Source organism: Mycolicibacterium chlorophenolicum (assembly GCF_001044235.1).
Taxonomy (GTDB): Bacteria; Actinomycetota; Actinomycetes; order Mycobacteriales; family Mycobacteriaceae; genus Mycobacterium; species Mycobacterium chlorophenolicum.
Genome location: NZ_JYNL01000023.1, coordinates 185,165 through 201,328, shown reverse-complemented (window position 1 = coordinate 201,328; position 16,164 = coordinate 185,165). Strand labels below are relative to the sequence as shown.

Annotated in this window: 16 protein-coding genes and 1 pseudogene; 11 read left to right on the top strand and 6 right to left on the bottom strand. The window is 70.2% G+C overall.

Annotated elements, in window-relative coordinates; genetic code table 11:
• The first annotated feature begins 2 nt into the window (after positions 1 to 2).
• The 3 genes and pseudogenes from MCHLDSM_RS13110 to MCHLDSM_RS13100 all read left to right on the top strand — a co-directional run bounded on the left by MCHLDSM_RS13110 (position 3) and on the right by MCHLDSM_RS13100 (position 3,582).
• Positions 3 to 2,198, top strand: a complete 2,196-nt coding sequence (locus MCHLDSM_RS13110; RefSeq protein ID WP_048470470.1) for an AAA family ATPase — start codon at positions 3 to 5, stop codon at positions 2,196 to 2,198.
• 71 nt (positions 2,199 to 2,269) lie between these two features.
• A pseudogene (locus tag MCHLDSM_RS13105) lies at positions 2,270 to 2,674 on the top strand (DUF1707 domain-containing protein); the annotation flags it as partial.
• A gap of 98 nt (positions 2,675 to 2,772) precedes the next feature.
• Complete coding sequence (locus MCHLDSM_RS13100) at positions 2,773 to 3,582, top strand: hypothetical protein (RefSeq protein WP_048470469.1); 810 nt, start codon at positions 2,773 to 2,775, stop codon at positions 3,580 to 3,582.
• A gap of 6 nt (positions 3,583 to 3,588) precedes the next feature.
• Here the strand turns inward: MCHLDSM_RS13100 and MCHLDSM_RS13095 are convergent, their stop codons facing one another.
• Positions 3,589 to 5,085, bottom strand: coding sequence for a potassium/proton antiporter (locus MCHLDSM_RS13095; protein WP_048470468.1), 1,497 nt, complete (start codon positions 5,083 to 5,085; stop codon positions 3,589 to 3,591).
• A 56-nt stretch (positions 5,086 to 5,141) separates the two neighbouring features.
• On the opposite strand from MCHLDSM_RS13095, the gene MCHLDSM_RS13090 reads away from it, so the two are divergent.
• The 8 genes from MCHLDSM_RS13090 to MCHLDSM_RS13055 all read left to right on the top strand — a co-directional run bounded on the left by MCHLDSM_RS13090 (position 5,142) and on the right by MCHLDSM_RS13055 (position 12,786).
• Complete coding sequence (locus tag MCHLDSM_RS13090) at positions 5,142 to 5,825, top strand: potassium channel family protein (RefSeq protein ID WP_048470467.1); 684 nt, start codon at positions 5,142 to 5,144, stop codon at positions 5,823 to 5,825.
• A gap of 95 nt (positions 5,826 to 5,920) precedes the next feature.
• Complete coding sequence (locus MCHLDSM_RS13085; RefSeq protein ID WP_048470466.1) at positions 5,921 to 8,806, top strand: Na+/H+ antiporter subunit A; 2,886 nt, start codon at positions 5,921 to 5,923, stop codon at positions 8,804 to 8,806.
• Positions 8,803 to 9,273 carry a Na(+)/H(+) antiporter subunit C gene (locus MCHLDSM_RS13080; RefSeq protein ID WP_048470465.1) on the top strand — a complete coding sequence of 157 codons (471 nt, stop codon included), beginning with the start codon at positions 8,803 to 8,805 and terminating at the stop codon, positions 9,271 to 9,273. The genes MCHLDSM_RS13085 and MCHLDSM_RS13080 overlap by 4 nt, the downstream gene beginning before the upstream one ends.
• Positions 9,270 to 10,889, top strand: a complete 1,620-nt coding sequence (locus tag MCHLDSM_RS13075) for a Na+/H+ antiporter subunit D (RefSeq protein WP_048470464.1) — start codon at positions 9,270 to 9,272, stop codon at positions 10,887 to 10,889. Before MCHLDSM_RS13080 ends, MCHLDSM_RS13075 begins: the two co-directional genes overlap by 4 nt.
• The gene (locus tag MCHLDSM_RS13070) at positions 10,886 to 11,422 is read left to right on the top strand and encodes a Na+/H+ antiporter subunit E (RefSeq protein WP_048470463.1); all 537 of its coding nucleotides are present in this window, start codon (positions 10,886 to 10,888) and stop codon (positions 11,420 to 11,422) included. The genes MCHLDSM_RS13075 and MCHLDSM_RS13070 overlap by 4 nt, the downstream gene beginning before the upstream one ends.
• Entirely contained in the window at positions 11,419 to 11,706 is a 288-nt protein-coding gene (locus MCHLDSM_RS13065) for a monovalent cation/H+ antiporter complex subunit F (protein WP_082168854.1), read from the top strand. The genes MCHLDSM_RS13070 and MCHLDSM_RS13065 overlap by 4 nt, the downstream gene beginning before the upstream one ends.
• Positions 11,703 to 12,071: a monovalent cation/H(+) antiporter subunit G gene (mnhG, locus tag MCHLDSM_RS13060; RefSeq protein WP_048470462.1), complete on the top strand. Its 369-nt coding sequence runs from the start codon at positions 11,703 to 11,705 to the stop codon at positions 12,069 to 12,071. The genes MCHLDSM_RS13065 and mnhG overlap by 4 nt, the downstream gene beginning before the upstream one ends.
• Entirely contained in the window at positions 12,052 to 12,786 is a 735-nt protein-coding gene (locus MCHLDSM_RS13055) for an SAM-dependent methyltransferase (RefSeq protein WP_048470461.1), read from the top strand. Before mnhG ends, MCHLDSM_RS13055 begins: the two co-directional genes overlap by 20 nt.
• Before the next feature lie 10 nt (positions 12,787 to 12,796).
• Here MCHLDSM_RS13055 and MCHLDSM_RS13050 read toward each other — a convergent pair whose 3' ends face one another.
• From MCHLDSM_RS13050 to MCHLDSM_RS13030, 5 genes are read right to left on the bottom strand one after another with little or no spacing between them, the layout of a single operon-like run.
• Entirely contained in the window at positions 12,797 to 13,429 is a 633-nt protein-coding gene (locus tag MCHLDSM_RS13050) for an LON peptidase substrate-binding domain-containing protein (RefSeq protein ID WP_048470460.1), read from the bottom strand.
• Positions 13,430 to 13,431: 2 nt separating this feature from the next.
• Positions 13,432 to 14,574 (bottom strand): glutamate--cysteine ligase, encoded by a 1,143-nt coding sequence (locus MCHLDSM_RS13045; RefSeq protein WP_048470459.1) that lies wholly within the window; start codon positions 14,572 to 14,574, stop codon positions 13,432 to 13,434.
• On the bottom strand, positions 14,555 to 15,265 hold the full coding sequence (sodC, locus tag MCHLDSM_RS13040; protein ID WP_048418834.1) for a superoxide dismutase[Cu-Zn]: 711 nt from the start codon (positions 15,263 to 15,265) through the stop codon (positions 14,555 to 14,557). Before sodC ends, MCHLDSM_RS13045 begins: the two co-directional genes overlap by 20 nt.
• 10 nt (positions 15,266 to 15,275) lie before the next feature.
• Positions 15,276 to 15,734, bottom strand: coding sequence for a LytR C-terminal domain-containing protein (locus tag MCHLDSM_RS13035; RefSeq protein WP_048470458.1), 459 nt, complete (start codon positions 15,732 to 15,734; stop codon positions 15,276 to 15,278).
• Between the two features lie 31 nt (positions 15,735 to 15,765).
• The gene (locus tag MCHLDSM_RS13030; RefSeq protein WP_048418836.1) at positions 15,766 to 16,083 is read right to left on the bottom strand and encodes a nucleoid-associated protein NapA; all 318 of its coding nucleotides are present in this window, start codon (positions 16,081 to 16,083) and stop codon (positions 15,766 to 15,768) included.
• Between the last annotated feature and the right edge of the window lie 81 nt (positions 16,084 to 16,164).

Below are 16,164 nucleotides of genomic sequence, written 5' to 3'. Positions count from 1 at the left end.
CGATGGCACCGACGACGGCGCATCTGACGCTGACCGCCCGGCTGAACACCTCGGCCCTGGACTCCCGCCGCGGTGTCATCCGGCTGCACCCCGAAGCCATTGCCGCCCTCGGCATCCGGGAGTGGGACGCGGTGTCCCTGACCGGGTCGCGCACGACCGCCGCCGTGGTGGGCATCGCCCCCGACGGCACCCCGACGGGCACCGCACTGCTCGACGACGTCACGCTGTCCAACGCCGGCCTGCGCGAGGACGCCGCGGTGCTGGTCGCCCCGGTCACCGTTTTCGGCGCCCGCTCGGTGACGCTGACCGGCTCCAATCTGGCGACCCGGTCGATCACGCCGGCCACCTTGCGCCAAGCGCTGCTGGGCAAGGTGATGACGGTCGGCGACACGGTGTCACTGCTGCCGCGCGACCTCGGTCCGGGCACCTCGACGTCGGCGGCCAGCGCCGCGCTGGCCGCGTCGGTCGGCATCACGTGGACCTCGGAGTTGCTCACGGTCACCGAGGTCGACCCTGCGGGACCGGTGAGCGTGCAACCCAATTCGCTCGTCTGCTGGGGCACCGCACAGGCGGGCGCGGTGATCCGCGAGCGCACGGCCACCGGAACGCACGTCGTCACCGAGGAAGCCGCGCCGACGCTGAACTTCGACGACCTCAAGGGCGCACACACCCAGGCCGGCCGGCTCGCCGAATGGCTCAAGCTCGCCCTCGATCAGCCCGAGCTGCTCCACAAGCTCGGCGCCGCACCCAATCTCGGCGTGCTGGTGTCGGGTCCGGCGGGCGTCGGGAAGACCAAGCTGGTCCGGACGGTGTGCAGTGGCCGCCGACTGGTCGAGCTCGACGGCCCGGAGGTGGGGTCGCTGCGCCCCGAGGACCGGCTGGCGAACGTGTCCTCGGCGGTCGCCTCAGTGCGTGAGGGCGGCGGGGTGCTGCTGATCACCGACATCGACACGTTGCTCCCGGTGCCGCCCGATCCGGTCGCGACGCTGATCATCGCCGAATTGCGTTCCGCGGTCGGCACTCCCGGTGTCGCGTTCGTCGCGACGACGGCGGTGCCCGACGCCGTGGACCCCCGGCTGCGGGCGCCCGATCTGTGCGACCGCGAACTCGGCCTGAGCCTGCCCGACGGCGCCGTACGCGGGCAGCTGCTCGAGGTGCTGCTTCGCGACGTACCGTCGGCCGACCTCGATCTCGGCGAGATCGCCGAGCGCACACCGGGTTTCGTCGTTGCCGATCTGGCCGCGCTGGTGCGCGAGGCGGCGCTGCGGGCGGCGGCCAGGGCCAGCGAGAACGGCGAGCCGCCCGAGTTGCGGCAGGAGGACCTCGCGGGTGCGCTGAGTGTGATCCGGCCGCTGTCGCGGTCGGCCACCGAGGAGGTGTCGGTCGGCTCGGTCACCCTCGACGACGTCGGCGACATGGTCGAGACCAAGCAGGCGCTCACCGAGGCGGTGCTGTGGCCGCTGCAACACCCCGACACGTTCGCGCGGCTGGGGGTGGAGCCGCCGCGCGGCGTGCTGCTGTACGGGCCGCCGGGTTGCGGCAAGACCTATGTCGTGCGGGCGCTGGCCAGTTCGGGGCGGCTGAGCGTGCACGCGGTCAAAGGTGCTGAGCTGATGGACAAGTGGGTCGGCTCGTCGGAGAAGGCGGTGCGGGAGCTGTTCCGCCGGGCGCGCGATTCGGCGCCGTCGCTGGTATTCCTCGACGAGATCGACGCGATGGCGCCGCGGCGCGGGCAGAGCTTCGACTCCGGGGTCACCGACCGTGTGGTGGCCGCGCTGCTGACCGAACTCGACGGCATCGAGCCGCTGCGCGACGTCGTCGTGCTGGGTGCGACGAACCGCCCGGATCTGATCGATCCGGCGCTGCTGCGGCCGGGCCGACTGGAGAAGCTGGTGTTCGTCGAACCGCCCGACGCCGAGGCGCGGGCGCAGATCCTGCGCACAGCGGGCAAGTCGGTGCCGCTGGCCCGCGAGGGCGCCGACGCCGTGGATCTCGATGCGCTGGCGGCCCAACTCGACGGGTACAGCGCTGCCGACTGCGTGGCGCTGCTGCGGGAGGCCGCGCTGACCGCGATGCGACGGTCGATCGACGCCGCCGACGTCACCGCCGCCGACGTCGCCGCGGCCCGTGAGACGGTGCGCCCGTCGCTGGATCCCCTGCAGGTCGAATCCCTGCGCGCCTTCGCCGAGGGCCACTGAAACCACATCTTGACAGTGCCTAGTTCAGTCGGCATGCTCTAACTAGTCATTGACAAGATGAGGGAGGACGCATGACAGCACCGCTGACGGCGCGGGCCGGCGATCGCGACCGCGAGGCCACCGCCGATCTCCTCGGGCAGGCACTGGCCCAGGGTTACCTCGACCTCGACGAGTTCGACGCCCGGCTGCGACAGGTCTACGACTCGCACACCTCCCCCGATCTGCGGCAGCTGACGGCCGACCTGCCGGTGGCGGAGCTGCGACGCAACGATCCGCGGCGGCATGCCGCCCGACGCGCCGCGGCCCGCCGCGGGGTCGCCCTCCATGCGGCCGGCTACCTGGCGATGGTCGTCATCGTGCTCACCGTCTGGTTGGCCGTCGGGATCGGCACCGGAGCCTGGTACTTCTGGCCCATCTGGCCCATCCTCGGCGCGGGTATCGGTGTGGCCTCCCACGCCCTCCCCGTGCGCCACGCGCTCACGCGAGGGGTTTCCCCTATTGCTCCCGGGTTCGCTCCCTCTCTAGCGTCAGCGGTACGCCCGTGCGCACGCCGCGTGGGGCATGGGGGGCACTCATGGGGTTCTTCGCACGAACCGGCGCCGCCGTGGCGGTGGCGGTAGTCGCCGGGACGTCCGTCCTGGCTCAACCCGTCCACACAGCCGAACGGGCCGCACCGGTGCGCGTCACCGCCGCCGTCGAGTACACGGCCTCGTCCACCCCGTTGAGACCCCGGCCCGCCGTCGCACCGAACTCCGCAGCGGTCGTCAGCACTCCGTTCGCCGACGCGATCGACGACGCGTTCATCGACCTCACGGTCGTCGTGCGCACGGGCATCACCCCGGTCCTCAACCGACTCGGGTTCGTCGGTAAGCAGATCTACATCGGCCTCAACCTCATCGAGAGTCTCACCGCCAGTGCGGTGTTCAACGGCACGGACGTCCTGCGCGGCGAAGGTGTGGTCGCGAATCTGCGCGACGTCGCCACCGATGTCGGTTACTCGGCCCTTTTCGTCGCCATCGACGAGGTGTCCACCGTCATGTCGTCCGAAGCGATCGCGATCAACCGCCCGCCGCTCGACCGACCGGCGCGGTGGGACGACGCCGACCCGCCCTTCAAGGGCAGACCGCTGTCGGTGCCCAACAGGGATCGCGAGGAGGTCGCCGCGGCAGCGGACGAGACCGAGAACGCAGCAACCGACGAGCGACCCTCGCGCGACGGCGTGTTCACCGCGTGGAAGGCGAAGAAAGCCGAGAGGGCCGAGAAGGCCGCCGAGGCGAGGAAGGCACGGCAGGAGCGCAGGGACGCCGTGAAGGTCGAAAAGGCCGACAGGGCAGACACTTCCGCGCCGAACAGCCAGGGGCCGGACGCCGGCGGCGACGAGTAACCGCGTCTACCCCGGCTCGCCGTACTCGTCGAACCAGTAGGCCAGCTTGCCGCGTCGGCTCACCGCCCGCAGCCGGCGCTCGGCCGCCTCCCGCGTCGCCGTCGTCGTCACGATCATCACCTCGTCGCCGATCTGCAGCCGGGTCAGCGGTTCGGGGACGAACGCCCGCCCGGCCCGGATGATCAGCGTGATCACACTCGGATCGGGCAGTCGCAACTCCAGCACCGTGACGTTGTGCAGCCGCGAGCCCGGCGCGACGGTCGTCGTCAGCAGCTCGGCCCCCAGCACGTCCAACGGTGCCGCGTCCACCTGGACCTCCCGGGTGGTGTCCCGCGGGATCAGGTCCAGCCACTCGGCGACCCGGCGCAGGCTCGGCCCCTGCACCAGGGTGAACAGCACGACGAGGATGAACACGATGTTGAGCAGACGCCCACTGCCGGGCACACCCGCCACGATCGGATAGGTCGCCAGCACGATGGGCACCGCGCCGCGCAGCCCGGCGTAGGACAGGAACGCCTGCTCCCGCCACGGCACGCGAAAGCCCCACAGCGACAGCACAACCGACAGCGGCCGCGCCAGCACCAGCAGCACCACGCCCGTCACGACCGCGGGGATCAGCTCGTCGAGCAGCTCGTCGGGCGACACCAGCAGGCCCAGGATGACGAACAGCCCGATCTGTGCCAGCCAGCCCGACCCCTCGGCGAACGAGCGTGTCGCCGAGCGGTGCGGCAACCCGGAATTGGCGAGCACCACACTGGCCAGGTAGGCCGCCAGGAATCCGCTCGCGTGCGCCGTGCCCGCGGCGGCGAACGCCAGCATGCCGAGCCCGAACGTCGCCAACGGGTACAGGCCCGCGGCGGGCAGCGCGGTGCGGCGCAGCGCGATCGCGCCGAGGAACCCGCACGCCAGCCCGATCAGCGCACCGACCACCAACTCGTAGACCAGCGTGCCGACGATCGTCACCGGCTCGAGCACCAGCGGCGTCACGCTGAACAGCAGCACCAGGATCACCGCGGGCGCGTCGTTGAAGCCGGATTCGGCCTCCAGCAGGCCGCCCAGCCGCCGGGGCAGCGGCACCACCCGCAGCACCGAGAACACCGCCGCCGCGTCGGTGCTCGACACGATCGCGCCCAGCAGCAGGGCCAGCTGCCAGTCCATCCCGAGCAGCAGATGCGCGGCCACCGCGGTGATCAGCGTGCTGACCACCACACCCACCGTGGCGAGCACCGCGGCCGGTGCGAGCACTCTGCGGATGTCGGCGAAGCGCGTCGTCAGACCGCCCTCGACCAGGATGACGCCCAGCGCCGCGGTGCCCAGATCCTGCGCCAGTTGCGCATTGTCGAAGTGCAGACCGAGGCCGTCCTCGCCCACCAGCACGCCGACGCCGAGGAACAGCAGAAGGCTCGGCAACCCGGCTCCGGTGGCCAGCCTGGTGGCGGCGATGCTCGCCAGCAGCACCAGGCCCCCGATGAACAGCGCCACGTACAGCTCGTGCAGTGTCACTGTTTCCTCGCTGCAGGCACTTGTGTCGCTGTCAGTAAATCAGCACAGTCACTTCTATGCGGATCGCGATAGCCGGTGCCGGTGCGGTCGGCCGCTCCGTGGCCCAGGAGTTGGTCGACTACGGCCACAAGGTGCTGCTCATCGAGAAGGAGTACCACCGCTACGAGCCGGCGACCGTGCCCGGCGCGGAATGGTTCCTGGCCGACGCGTGCGAGGTGTCCTCCCTCGAGGAGGCGGAGATGCACATCTGCGACGTCGCGATCGCGGCCACCGGCGACGACAAGGCGAACCTGGCGATGGCGCTGCTGGCCAAGAGCGAGTTCGGCATCGGCCGGGTGGTGGCCCGCATCAACGACGCGCGCAACGAATGGCTGTTCACCGACGGCTGGGGCATCGACGTCGCGGTGTCGACACCGGTGGCCATGGTCGCCGCCGTCGAGGGCGCCATCGACGTCGGCCACGTGGTGCGGCTGATGGCGCTGGGCCGAGGCCCCCGCGAACTGCGCGGCGAAGGCAGCGCCAACGTCGCCTCGTTCACGCTGCCCCCGGGCAGCCCGCTGGTCGGCCGGCGGGTCGGCGAGCTGGCGATGCCGCGGGACAGCGCTCTGGTCACGGTGCTGCGCGGCAACCGGCTGATCGTCCCGGAGGCCACCGACGTGCTGCGCGACGGCGACGAGATCCTGTTCGTCTGCGGCCCCGATGGCGAGGACCGCATCGAGGTGATGGTCACCGGCCGCTGACGCAGCCGGGGAGGCGGACGGCCGCGTCCCGCTAGACTGGGCAGCGGCTCTGACGCCCCACGACGAAACCGCCCGGACCGAGACGAAACGGAGCCATGCTCGCCATCCTCGCTGCGCACGCAGTGGCCACCGTGCTGGCGCCGGTTCTCGTCTACCGCTGGGGCCGCCGCGCGTTCTATCCGCTGGCGCTGGTTCCGCTCGGCTCACTGATCTGGGTCGCCGGGCACTGGCCGGGCAGCGGACCCGGGCAGCGGCTCACCGTGCCGTGGGTGCCCGATCTGTCGATGGACATCACGCTGCGCTTCGATGCGCTCGCGGCCATCATGAGCGTGCTGGTGCTCGGTGTCGGGGCGCTGGTGCTGTTCTACTGCGCCGATTACTTCCACCACCACGACGGCCACACCGAGAAGCGGCTGCCCAGCTTCGCCGCCGAGCTGGTCGCGTTCTCGGGCGCGATGTTCGGCCTGGTCACCAGCGACAACATGCTCGTGCTGTACGTGTTCTGGGAGATCACGACGGTGCTGTCGTTCCTGCTGGTGGGGCACTACGCCGAGCGTGCGACGAGCCGGCGGGCCGCGACGCAGGCGCTGCTGGTGACGACGCTGGGCGGGCTGGCGATGCTGGTCGGCATCGTCGTGATCGGCAACCGCGCCGGCACCTTCCTGATCTCCGAGCTGGTCGCCGATCCGCCCACCGGGGTCGCGGCCTCGGTGGCGGTGGTGCTGATCCTCGTCGGCGCGCTGTCGAAGTCGGCGATCGTGCCGCTGCACTTCTGGCTGCCGGGCGCGATGGCCGCCCCCACCCCGGTCAGCGCGTACCTGCACGCGGCCGCGATGGTGAAGGCCGGTGTGTACCTGATCGCCCGGCTCACCCCCGGGTTCTCCGACGCCCCGGAATGGCGGCCGACCGTCATCTCCCTCGGGCTGCTGACCATGCTGCTCGCCGGGTGGCGGGCGATGCGCGAGTACGACCTCAAGCTGATCCTGGCGTTCGGCACGGTCAGCCAGCTCGGCCTGATCACGGTGATGGTCGGGGCCGGCGGCAGCGAGATGATGCTCGCCGGTCTGGCGATGCTGTGTGCGCACGCGATGTTCAAGGCCGCGCTGTTCATGGTCGTCGGCATCATCGACCACGCCACCGGCACCCGCGACATCCGCAGGCTGGCCTGGCTCGGCGACCGGAGCAGGCCGCTGCTGGTCATCGCCTGCTGCGCCGCGGCGAGCATGGCCGCGTTGCCGCCGTTCCTCGGGTTCATCGCGAAAGAGGCCGACTTCGAGACCGTGTTGCACAGCCCCACCCTGGGCGCGGCGGCGCCGCTGGTGCTCGCCGGCATCGTCAGCGGTTCGGTGCTGACGACGGTCTACACCCTGCGCTTCGTGTTCGGCGCGTTCGGCCGCAAGGGTCTGCCGAAGCCGAGCACCCGGGTGAGCGAGATGCACCGTCCCGAGACGCTGTTCCTCATTCCGCCCGCGATCCTGGCCGGCGCCGGGTTGCTGTTCGGGCTGTGGCCCACCGGCCTCGATCATGTGCTGAGCGACTACGCCGACACGGTGCCCGATCCGGCCGGCTACGACGCCGACTACCACCTGGCTCTCTGGCACGGCGTGAACCTGCCCCTGCTGCTGTCGCTGGTGGTGCTCGGCGCAGGTATCGCGGTGTACGTGAGCCGCGGGAGGCTTCGCCGGGCCCGGATCGGGTTCCTGCCGCTGGCCAACGCCGACCGCATCTACGACGCGGTGCTGCGCGGGGCCGACATCATGTCCGTGCGGTTGACCGCGGTCACCCAGCGCGGCTCGATCCCGGCCACGCAGTCGGTCATCCTGACCACTCTCGTGCTGGTTCCGCTGTCTGTGCTGGCGCTCGGGGCGCGCGACCGGCCGCACTTCGAGCTGTGGGAGTCGCCGCCGCAGGCGGTGGTCGGCGTGCTGATGCTCGCTGCCGCGTTCGCCGCCACGGTGATGCGCAACCGACTGGCCGCGGTGCTGCTCGTCGGCGTCACCGGTTACGGATGCGGGGTGATCTTCGCGTTCCACGGCGCACCCGACCTGGCGCTGACGCAGTTCCTGGTGGAGACGCTGACGTTGGTGGTGTTCGTGCTCGTGCTGAGGGTGCTGCCGGCCGAGACGGGCGGCGCCGACATCCGGCGGTTCCGGGTTCCGCGCGCCGCGCTGGCCGTGGCCGTCGGCGCGACGGTCACCACGCTGGCGGCGTTCGCGATGGCGGCCCGGTCCGGGCGACCCATCGCCGACCTGCTGCCGGATGCGGCCTACCTGCGTGGCCACGGCGGCAACACCGTCAACGTGCTGCTGGTCGACATCCGCGCCTGGGACACCCTGGGCGAGATCTCGGTGCTGCTGGTCGCTGCCACCGGGGTGGCGTCGATGGTGTTCCGCAACAGGCGCTTCGGGGCGGCGCCCCGCGTCGCCGACGTGCGCGACGCGGGTCAGCCCGACATCGGCAAGCTCGCCGTCTACTCCACCAACAGTCCCGCCGCCGGTGACGTCACCTGGCTGCGCGGCAGCGAACTGCGCGACCCGCGCAACCGCTCCCTGGTGCTCGAGGTGGCCACCCGGCTGATCTTCCCGGTGATGATGGTGCTGTCGGCCTACTTCTTCTTCGCCGGGCACAACACCCCCGGCGGCGGGTTCGCCGGCGGGTTGATGGCCGGCCTCGCCCTGGTGCTGCGCTATCTGGCCGGCGGCCGCTACGAACTCGGTGAGGCGCTGCCCTTCGACGCCGGCAAGATCCTCGGCGCCGGGCTGATGCTCTCGGCCGGCACGGCGGCCGCGTCGCTGCTGGCGGGCGCCCCCGTCCTGTCGTCGGCGCTGATCGAGTTCGAGGTCCCGGTACTGGGCACGGTCAAGTTCGTCACCGCGCTGTTCTTCGACATGGGCGTGTACCTGATCGTCGTCGGCCTGGTTCTCGACGTGCTACGCAGCCTCGGGGCGCGGATCGACGAGGAGTTGGGCAAGGCACGATGACGACATACCTGGTCCCGTTGGCCATCATCGGCGGGCTCACCACCGCCGGGGTGTACCTGTTGCTGGAACGGCACCTGACCCGAATGTTGCTGGGGCTGTTGCTGATCGGCAACGCGATCAATCTGCTGATCCTCACCGTGGGCGGACCGTCGGGCAATCCCCCGGTGCGTGGCCGTTCCAGTGCCGGCGACACGACGACGGCAGATCCGCTGGCGCAGGGCCTGATTCTCACGGCCATCGTGATCACGATGGGTGTCGCGGCGTTCGTGCTGGCGCTGACCTACCGGTCCTACCGGCTGAACACCCGCGAAGAAGTGAGCAACGACCCCGAGGACATCAGGGTGTCCCAGCAGTCCGGCACCGAGGTCGGCGAGGAGTTGGAAGGCCGTCTGGAACCCGACCGCACCCGCGACACCGACCTGCCCGACGAGCTGGACGCGCTGCCGGGATACGAGGGGTCACGATGATCGGCGGTCATCTCGCCGCGGTGCTGACCCCGCTGCCCGTGCTGGTGCCGATGCTGGCGGCGGCGGTCACCTTGCTGGCGGGCCGCAAGCCGCGCCTGCAGCGTGGCATCGCGGTGCTGGCACTGTCGGTGGTGCTCGTCGTCTCGGCGATGCTGGTGTACCTCGCCGATCGCGACGGCACCATCGCCCTGCAGGTCGGTGGCTGGGGGCCGACCGAACCGGGCATGGGACCGCTGGGCATCACGCTGGTGGTGGACCGATTGTCGGCGCTGATGCTCGTCGTGTCCTCGATCGTGCTGCTCGCCGTCGTCTTCTACGCCATCGGGCAGGGCATCCGGGACGGCGACGGCCGGCAGCCCGTGTCGATCTTCCTGCCCACCTACCTGGTGCTGTCGGCGGGTGTGTTCATGGCCTTCCTGGCCGGTGACCTGTTCAACCTCTTCGTCGGCTTCGAGGTGCTGCTCAACGCGAGCTTCGTGCTGCTGACGATCGGCGCGAGCCGGGAACGGGTGCGGGCGGGCATCTCCTACGTGATGGTCTCGATGGTGTCGTCGCTGGTGTTCCTGTTCGGCATTGCGCTGGTGTACGCCACCACCGGAACGCTGAACATGGCCGAGCTGTCGGTGCGCCTCGACGGCGTCTCCGAGGGGACACGGACCGCGCTGTTCGCGGTGCTGCTGGTGGCGTTCGGCATCAAAGCTGCGGTGTTCCCGCTGTCGACGTGGTTGCCCGACTCCTACCCCACCGCACCGGCCCCGGTCACCGCCGTGTTCGCCGGCCTGCTCACCAAAGTCGGTGTGTATGCGATCATCCGGGCCCATTCGCTGCTCTTCCCCGGCGGCGCCTTAGACAACGTGCTGCTGGTCGCCGGGCTCGCGACGATGCTGATGGGCATCCTCGGCGCCATCGCCCAGAGCGACATCAAGCGGCTGCTGTCCTTCACCCTGGTCAGCCACATCGGCTACATGGTGTTCGGCATCGCGCTGTCCACCCAATTGGGCATGTCGGGCGCCATCTACTACGTCGCTCACCACATCCTCGTGCAGACCACCCTGTTCCTGGTCGTCGGACTGATCGAACGGCAGGCGGGGGCGTCGACGCTGGAGCGGCTCGGCGGGCTCGCCGCCGCGAGCCCGGTGCTGGCGTTCGTGTTCGTCGTACCGGCCCTGAATCTCGGTGGCATTCCCCCGTTCTCGGGGTTCATCGGCAAGGTGGCGCTGCTCGAGGCCGGGTCGGAGTCCGGCTCGGTACTGGCCTGGATGCTGGTCGCCGGCAGTGTCATCACCAGCCTGCTCACGCTCTACGTCATCGCGCGGGTATGGACGAAGGCGTTCTGGCGGTCCCGCAAGGATGCGCCCGAAGGGCACCTGTCCGGCGGCGCACCGACGGTGCTCCTCGACGACCCGGAGGACTCGGTGGACATCGAGTTCGTCGACCGCGACGACGTGGGCCGGATGCCGATCGGCATGCTCATCCCGACGGGCGCGCTGATCGCCGTCGGGTTGACGCTGACCGTCGCCGCCGGGCCGATCTTCGCCTACAGCGACCGCGCCGCGGCCGAGGTGCTCGACCGCGGGCAGTACATCACCGCGGTGCTCGGGGAGGTGCCGAGGTGAGGACCCTGGCGCTGCGGATCTGGATGGTGTGCTGGCTGATCCTGGTGTGGGTGTTGTTGTGGGGCACCGTGTCTGCGGCCAACATCCTGTCCGGTCTGGTGGTCGCCCTGGTGGTGACGCTGCTGCTGCCGCTGCCACCGGTTCCGGTCGAGGGGCGGCTGCACCCGATTCCGCTGCTGCGCCTCGTGCTGACCGTCATCTACTACCTGCTGGCCTCGTCGGTGCAGGTCGCGGCGCTGGCGCTGAAACCGGGGCCTCCCCCGCTGACTGCGGTGCTGCGCGCGCACCTGGCGGTGAAGTCCGACCTCGTGCTGGTGCTGGCGGTCAACATCATCAACCTGACCCCGGGCACCATCGTGCTGGAGATCGACCAGCCCCGGCGGATGATCTACGTGCACGTGCTCGACGTGGGATCCGAACGCACGGTGCAACGGTTCTACCGGCAGGTGGCGGGCCTGCAGAAGCTGCTGGTCGCCTCGTTCGAGCGGGACGCGGACTGGCGGCCGGCCGCGGAGAAGGAGGCCACCTCGTGACCGTCGTCTGGATCGTCGCCGGCGCGATGCTGTCGGCCGCCGCGCTGGCCACCATGTTCCGCATGCTGCTCGGACCCACCACGCTCGACCGGCTGGTGGCGTTGGACACCCTTGTCGCCGTGGCGATGTGCGCGATCGGCACCTGGGCGGCGTTCAGCCTGGACACCACGGTCACCTACAGCCTGACCGCGTTGGCGTTGATCACCTTCGTGGGCTCGGTCAGCGTCGCCCGATTCCGCGTGCCCGACGTCGACGACCCTGCGCAGAAGGGACGGCACCGGTGAACGCCTTCGACATCGTCGCCGCGGTGCTGATCCTCGCCGGGTCGGCCCTGGCGCTGACCGCGGCGATCGGCGTGGTCCGCTTCCCCGACACGTTGTCGCGGATGCACGCGGCCACCAAACCGCAGGTGCTCGGGCTGCTGCTGGTGTTGCTGGGCGCGGCGCTGCGGCTGCGCGGTCACGTGGACGTCGGCATGCTGATCCTGACGGGACTGTTCACCGCGATCACCGCGCCGGTGATCGCGAATCGGGTCGGTCAGCTCGCCTACCGTGAGCAGAACATCCGCGACGATCTGATGACCACCGACGAGATGCATGGTTTGGCCGACGATCGGGAATCCGGCGACCATGATTCGCCACGACGCTGACAGCCCCGGGTACCACAGGGCGCTCGGCGTCGCGATGGTGCGGGCGTGGGAGAACGACTGCGAACAACCCTTGTTCACCGATCCGTATGCGCGCCTGCTGGTCGAGGCCGCCGGGGCGGCGCTGCCGAGCGGCCGGCCCTGCGCCGGCGCGGACTACGCCGCAGCACGCACGAAGTGGTTCGACGACTACCTGCTGTCCGCCAGTGCGGGCGGCGTCTCGCAGGTCGTGATCCTGGGCGCCGGCCTGGACACCCGCCCCTGGCGGTTGCCGTGGCTCAGCGACACGGCGATCTTCGACGTCGACGAACCGACGGTGCTGGCGCTGAAGGCCGCGACGATGGACGCCTCCGACGCGCAGCTGGGCGCCAAATACATGCCGGTGCCGGTGGAGTCGGGCGAGGACTGGCCGCGCGCGCTGCAGGCGGCCGGCTTCGACCACCTGGAGCCGACGGCGTGGTCGATCGAAGGGGTGCTGCCCGAACTGTCCGCCGAGGCGCAGGACGCGCTGCTCTCCGAGATCGCCCTCTACAGCGCGCGGGGAACCCGGATCGCCGTCGAGGCAGCGACCGATCCCGATGTGTCGCAATGGTTGTGCTGCAATCACTGGGAGGCGACGTCGGTCGACGTGCGCGACGTGATGCACCGCTACCACCGGGCCGTCGACGGCGACGTCACGATCCCGCCGTACGTCTTCGTCCAAGGCAAGCTGCTCTGAGGCAGGCAGCTCACTCCGAGAGCTGGAACTCCACCATCGCGGTGACGGTGTCAACGGCCTCCGAGAGCGCGGACACCCGGTCGGCCGCAGTCGGAGCGGCCAGCACCGAGTACCGGTCGGCCTGCCCCATCGGCAGCCGGGCTGTCAACGCGTACAACCACATCGCCGCATCACCCGACTCGTCGGCGCCGTGCACGATGTCGCGCGCATTCACCTGCGCACCCCGCGCCGACGCGATCCGCTCGAACAGCGCCACCATCCGGTCTTCGATGTCGCGGATCTGGTCGACCGTAACCGCTGCTCCGGGCTCATCGGGCCAGAGTTCGATCACCGCCCGCGGATACGGATCGTCCGGCAGCCATTCGATGACCCGAAAGCGTTCCCGTATCGCGCATTTCATGGCGTAGCGGCCCTCGCCCAGTTCGACGTATTCGACGATGTGGGCGAGCGTGCCGACGTCGCTGCGACTGTCACCGCCGCCGACTTCGCGGCCCGCCTCGATCAGCACCGTCCCGAAGGCGGGGTCGTCGGCGGCCAGACACGCCTGCACCAGCGCCGAATACCGCGGCTCGAAGATCCGCAGCGGCAACTCCTCGCCGGGCAGCATCGCCGTCTCGAGCGGGAACATCGGAACCGTCGGCATGCTCAGATCACCAACTCCCCGACCAGCGCGTCGACGACGGCGCGCAGGTCGCCGTCGGCCTCCTCGGCCACCCGGCGCTGCCGCTGATAGGACGCGCCATTGCGATAGATCTCGGCGACAGCGGCGAGTTCGTCGACGCACGAAAGCGATTCGGCCACCGGCATCAGCCGATCGAGCTGATCGTCGAGGTCCTCGGTGACCAGCCGCTCGTTGCTGTCGGCGTCGAGGATGATGATCGCGTCCAGGCCGTAGCGCGCGGCGCGCCACTTGTTCTCCTGCACGTGCCAGGGCGGCATCGAGGGCAGCGTCTCACCGGCATCGAGGCGGCGATCGAGGTCGACGATCAGGCAGTGCGTCAGCGCGACGAGCGCCGAGAGCTCCCGCAGATTCGACACCCCGTCGAAGATCCGCACCTCGACCGTCCCCAGGTGCGGGGAAGGTCGGATGTCCCAACGGATCTCGTTCATGTGATCGATGATCCCGGTCTTCTTCTGGTCGGCGACGAAGCCTTCGAACTCGCGCCACTCCTGGAAGTGGAACGGCAGACCGGCCGTCGGCAACTGCTGGAACATCATCGCCCGATTGCTCGCGTAGCCGGTGTCCTCACCGTCCCAGAACGGCGACGACGCCGACAGCGCCAGCAGGTGCGGGTAGTAGTCGAGCAGCGAGGTGATGATCGGCATCACCTTGTGCGCGGAGGACACCCCGACGTGCACGTGCACACCCCAGATCAGCATCTGCCGACCCCACCACTGGGTGCGCTTGATCAGCTCGGCGTAGCGCGGCGCGTCGGTCAGCTTCTGCGCCGACCACTTCGCGAACGGGTGTGTGCCCGCGCAGAACAACTCCATGCCGCGCTCCCGCACGACGGTGCGCACCGGCTTGAGCGTGGACCGCAGATCGTCCATCGCCTCGGGCACGCTGTCGCAGATACCCGTCACGACCTCGACGGTGTTGCGCAGCAGTTCCTTGTGCACATGCGGGTTCTCGCCGATCTCCGCGATGACCGAGGCGGCCTCGTTGCTCAGGTCGCGGGTCTGCGCGTCGACGAGCGCGAACTCCCACTCGACACCGAGTGTGGGCCGGGGCGACCCGGCGAAATCGATGCGGCTGTCAGCCCGGCGGTCAGCCGCGTGTGATGACACCGCAGGCCACCCGCGCTCCGGCGTCGCCGGTCGCCAGGGTGGTCTGATCCGGCGGCGGTGCGCCGTTGACCTGCTGGTAGCGCTCCGGCGGGATGTTGGCGAAGTTGTCCGCCTTCTCATGGATGATGATCGCCGTGCCGGCGCCGCCGAGCAGCTCCTCGGCGGTGAAGGCGTCGGTGGTCGTCACGAGCTTGGCCGAGCCGTCCTCGCGGACCTGCAGCGAGGCCAGGTCGCCGCTGGCGGGGTGACCGCTGTGACCGGGCACCTGGAGGTGGCCGCCCGCGGAGTTGAAGTTGGCGGGCGCGCCACCGGTCGGCGCCACCGAGTTGGCCTCGCACTTGCCCACCGAGTGGATGTGCAAGCCGTGGAACCCGGGGGTCAGCTGGTTGGTGCCGGACGTCTGCACGGTGACGGTGGCGTACCCGCCGGAGAAGGCGATGTCGGCGGTGGCGACGGTGGTGCCGTCGGGCAGTTTGAGGTCGGCTTTGAGCGTCTCGCCACCGGCGGCCTGGGCCTCGCCGCCCGCGCCCGGGCCCTCCTCGCCGGCGGACGCCGACGGCGACGGGGAGCCGGTCCAGATGGCGGGTGTGGTTCCGGGGGTGTTCGAGGGCACCTCACCGGGAGGTGAGCACGCGGCCAACGCGAGGGCTGGCGCTGCGAACAGGGTGGCGGCGGCGACGGTCCTGAGCATGTGCAAGAGCCTAGCCGGTGACTGCCACGATCACGCCTGGTGGCTGCTCTGTGAGTTCGGGGACCCGGGGTGCCACCGGCGCCTCGAGCAACCGGCCGACCTCTTCGGCCGCCTGCTGCTCACCGGGGGCGTCGCTGAAGAAGACGGTGGTGACCGTGGTGTCGGGCAGGGTCAGGTTGCCGGTCTCGGTGACGTTCCACCCTGCGTCGCGCAGCCGGCTGGCGGTGGTCTCGGCGGCGCCTTCGGTGGTGGAGATGTTGAAGACCCGCACGTCGGCCTTCGCCGGCGCCGCGCTGCTCGACGGGGTGGTCGGGGTGCTGGTGATCGAGGTGGTGATCGAGTCGCTGTCGGCCGCGTCGTCGCCACCGCTGAGCGCCTGGAACCCGACGAGGAGGAAGACCACACCCAGGAAGAGCAGCACCATCACGATGGCGCGCAGGGGCAGACCGGAGGATTCTCGCTGGTTCATCGGCGCCTACTGTATCGGCTCGCCGCTGCGGTCAGGTCACGTCGAAGCCGAGGCGCCGCGCCGCGCGGGCCTTCTGCCGGCTCGCCCGCAGCCTGCGCAACCGCTTGACCAGCATCGGGTCCGCGGCCAGGGCCTCCGGCCGGTCGACCAACGCGTTCAGCACCTGGTAGTACCGGGTCGCCGACATCGAGAAGAGCTCCTTGATGGCGTCTTCCTTGGATCCGGCGTACTTCCACCACTGCCGTTCGAACGCCAGGATGTCGTGCTCCCGACGGGTCAGACCGTCGGCGGGTTCAGCGCCGTCTGCGGAGTCCCCGGACTTGTCAGTCCGCGCGATCGCGCCGTCCATATCGCCTCTTGGACCCTTCCGACGGTCGAAATGACACCAGTGTGGTTTCGGCTGGTATTCAATCACGGCTCGGTCACGGAC

Bases quoted from the DNA above. Each gene is read 5' to 3' on its own strand.
- MCHLDSM_RS13110 (WP_048470470.1), top strand. From the start codon at position 3: ATGGCACCGACGACGGCGCATCTGACGCTGACCGCCCGGCTGAACACC.
- MCHLDSM_RS13100 (WP_048470469.1), top strand. From the start codon at position 2,773: ATGGGGTTCTTCGCACGAACCGGCGCCGCCGTGGCGGTGGCGGTAGTC.
- MCHLDSM_RS13090 (WP_048470467.1), top strand. From the start codon at position 5,142: ATGCGGATCGCGATAGCCGGTGCCGGTGCGGTCGGCCGCTCCGTGGCC.
- MCHLDSM_RS13085 (WP_048470466.1), top strand. From the start codon at position 5,921: ATGCTCGCCATCCTCGCTGCGCACGCAGTGGCCACCGTGCTGGCGCCG.
- MCHLDSM_RS13080 (WP_048470465.1), top strand. From the start codon at position 8,803: ATGACGACATACCTGGTCCCGTTGGCCATCATCGGCGGGCTCACCACC.
- MCHLDSM_RS13075 (WP_048470464.1), top strand. From the start codon at position 9,270: ATGATCGGCGGTCATCTCGCCGCGGTGCTGACCCCGCTGCCCGTGCTG.
- MCHLDSM_RS13055 (WP_048470461.1), top strand. From the start codon at position 12,052: ATGATTCGCCACGACGCTGACAGCCCCGGGTACCACAGGGCGCTCGGC.
- MCHLDSM_RS13050 (WP_048470460.1), bottom strand. From the start codon at position 13,429: ATGCCGACGGTTCCGATGTTCCCGCTCGAGACGGCGATGCTGCCCGGC.
- sodC (WP_048418834.1), bottom strand. From the start codon at position 15,265: ATGCTCAGGACCGTCGCCGCCGCCACCCTGTTCGCAGCGCCAGCCCTC.
- MCHLDSM_RS13035 (WP_048470458.1), bottom strand. From the start codon at position 15,734: ATGAACCAGCGAGAATCCTCCGGTCTGCCCCTGCGCGCCATCGTGATG.
- MCHLDSM_RS13030 (WP_048418836.1), bottom strand. From the start codon at position 16,083: ATGGACGGCGCGATCGCGCGGACTGACAAGTCCGGGGACTCCGCAGAC.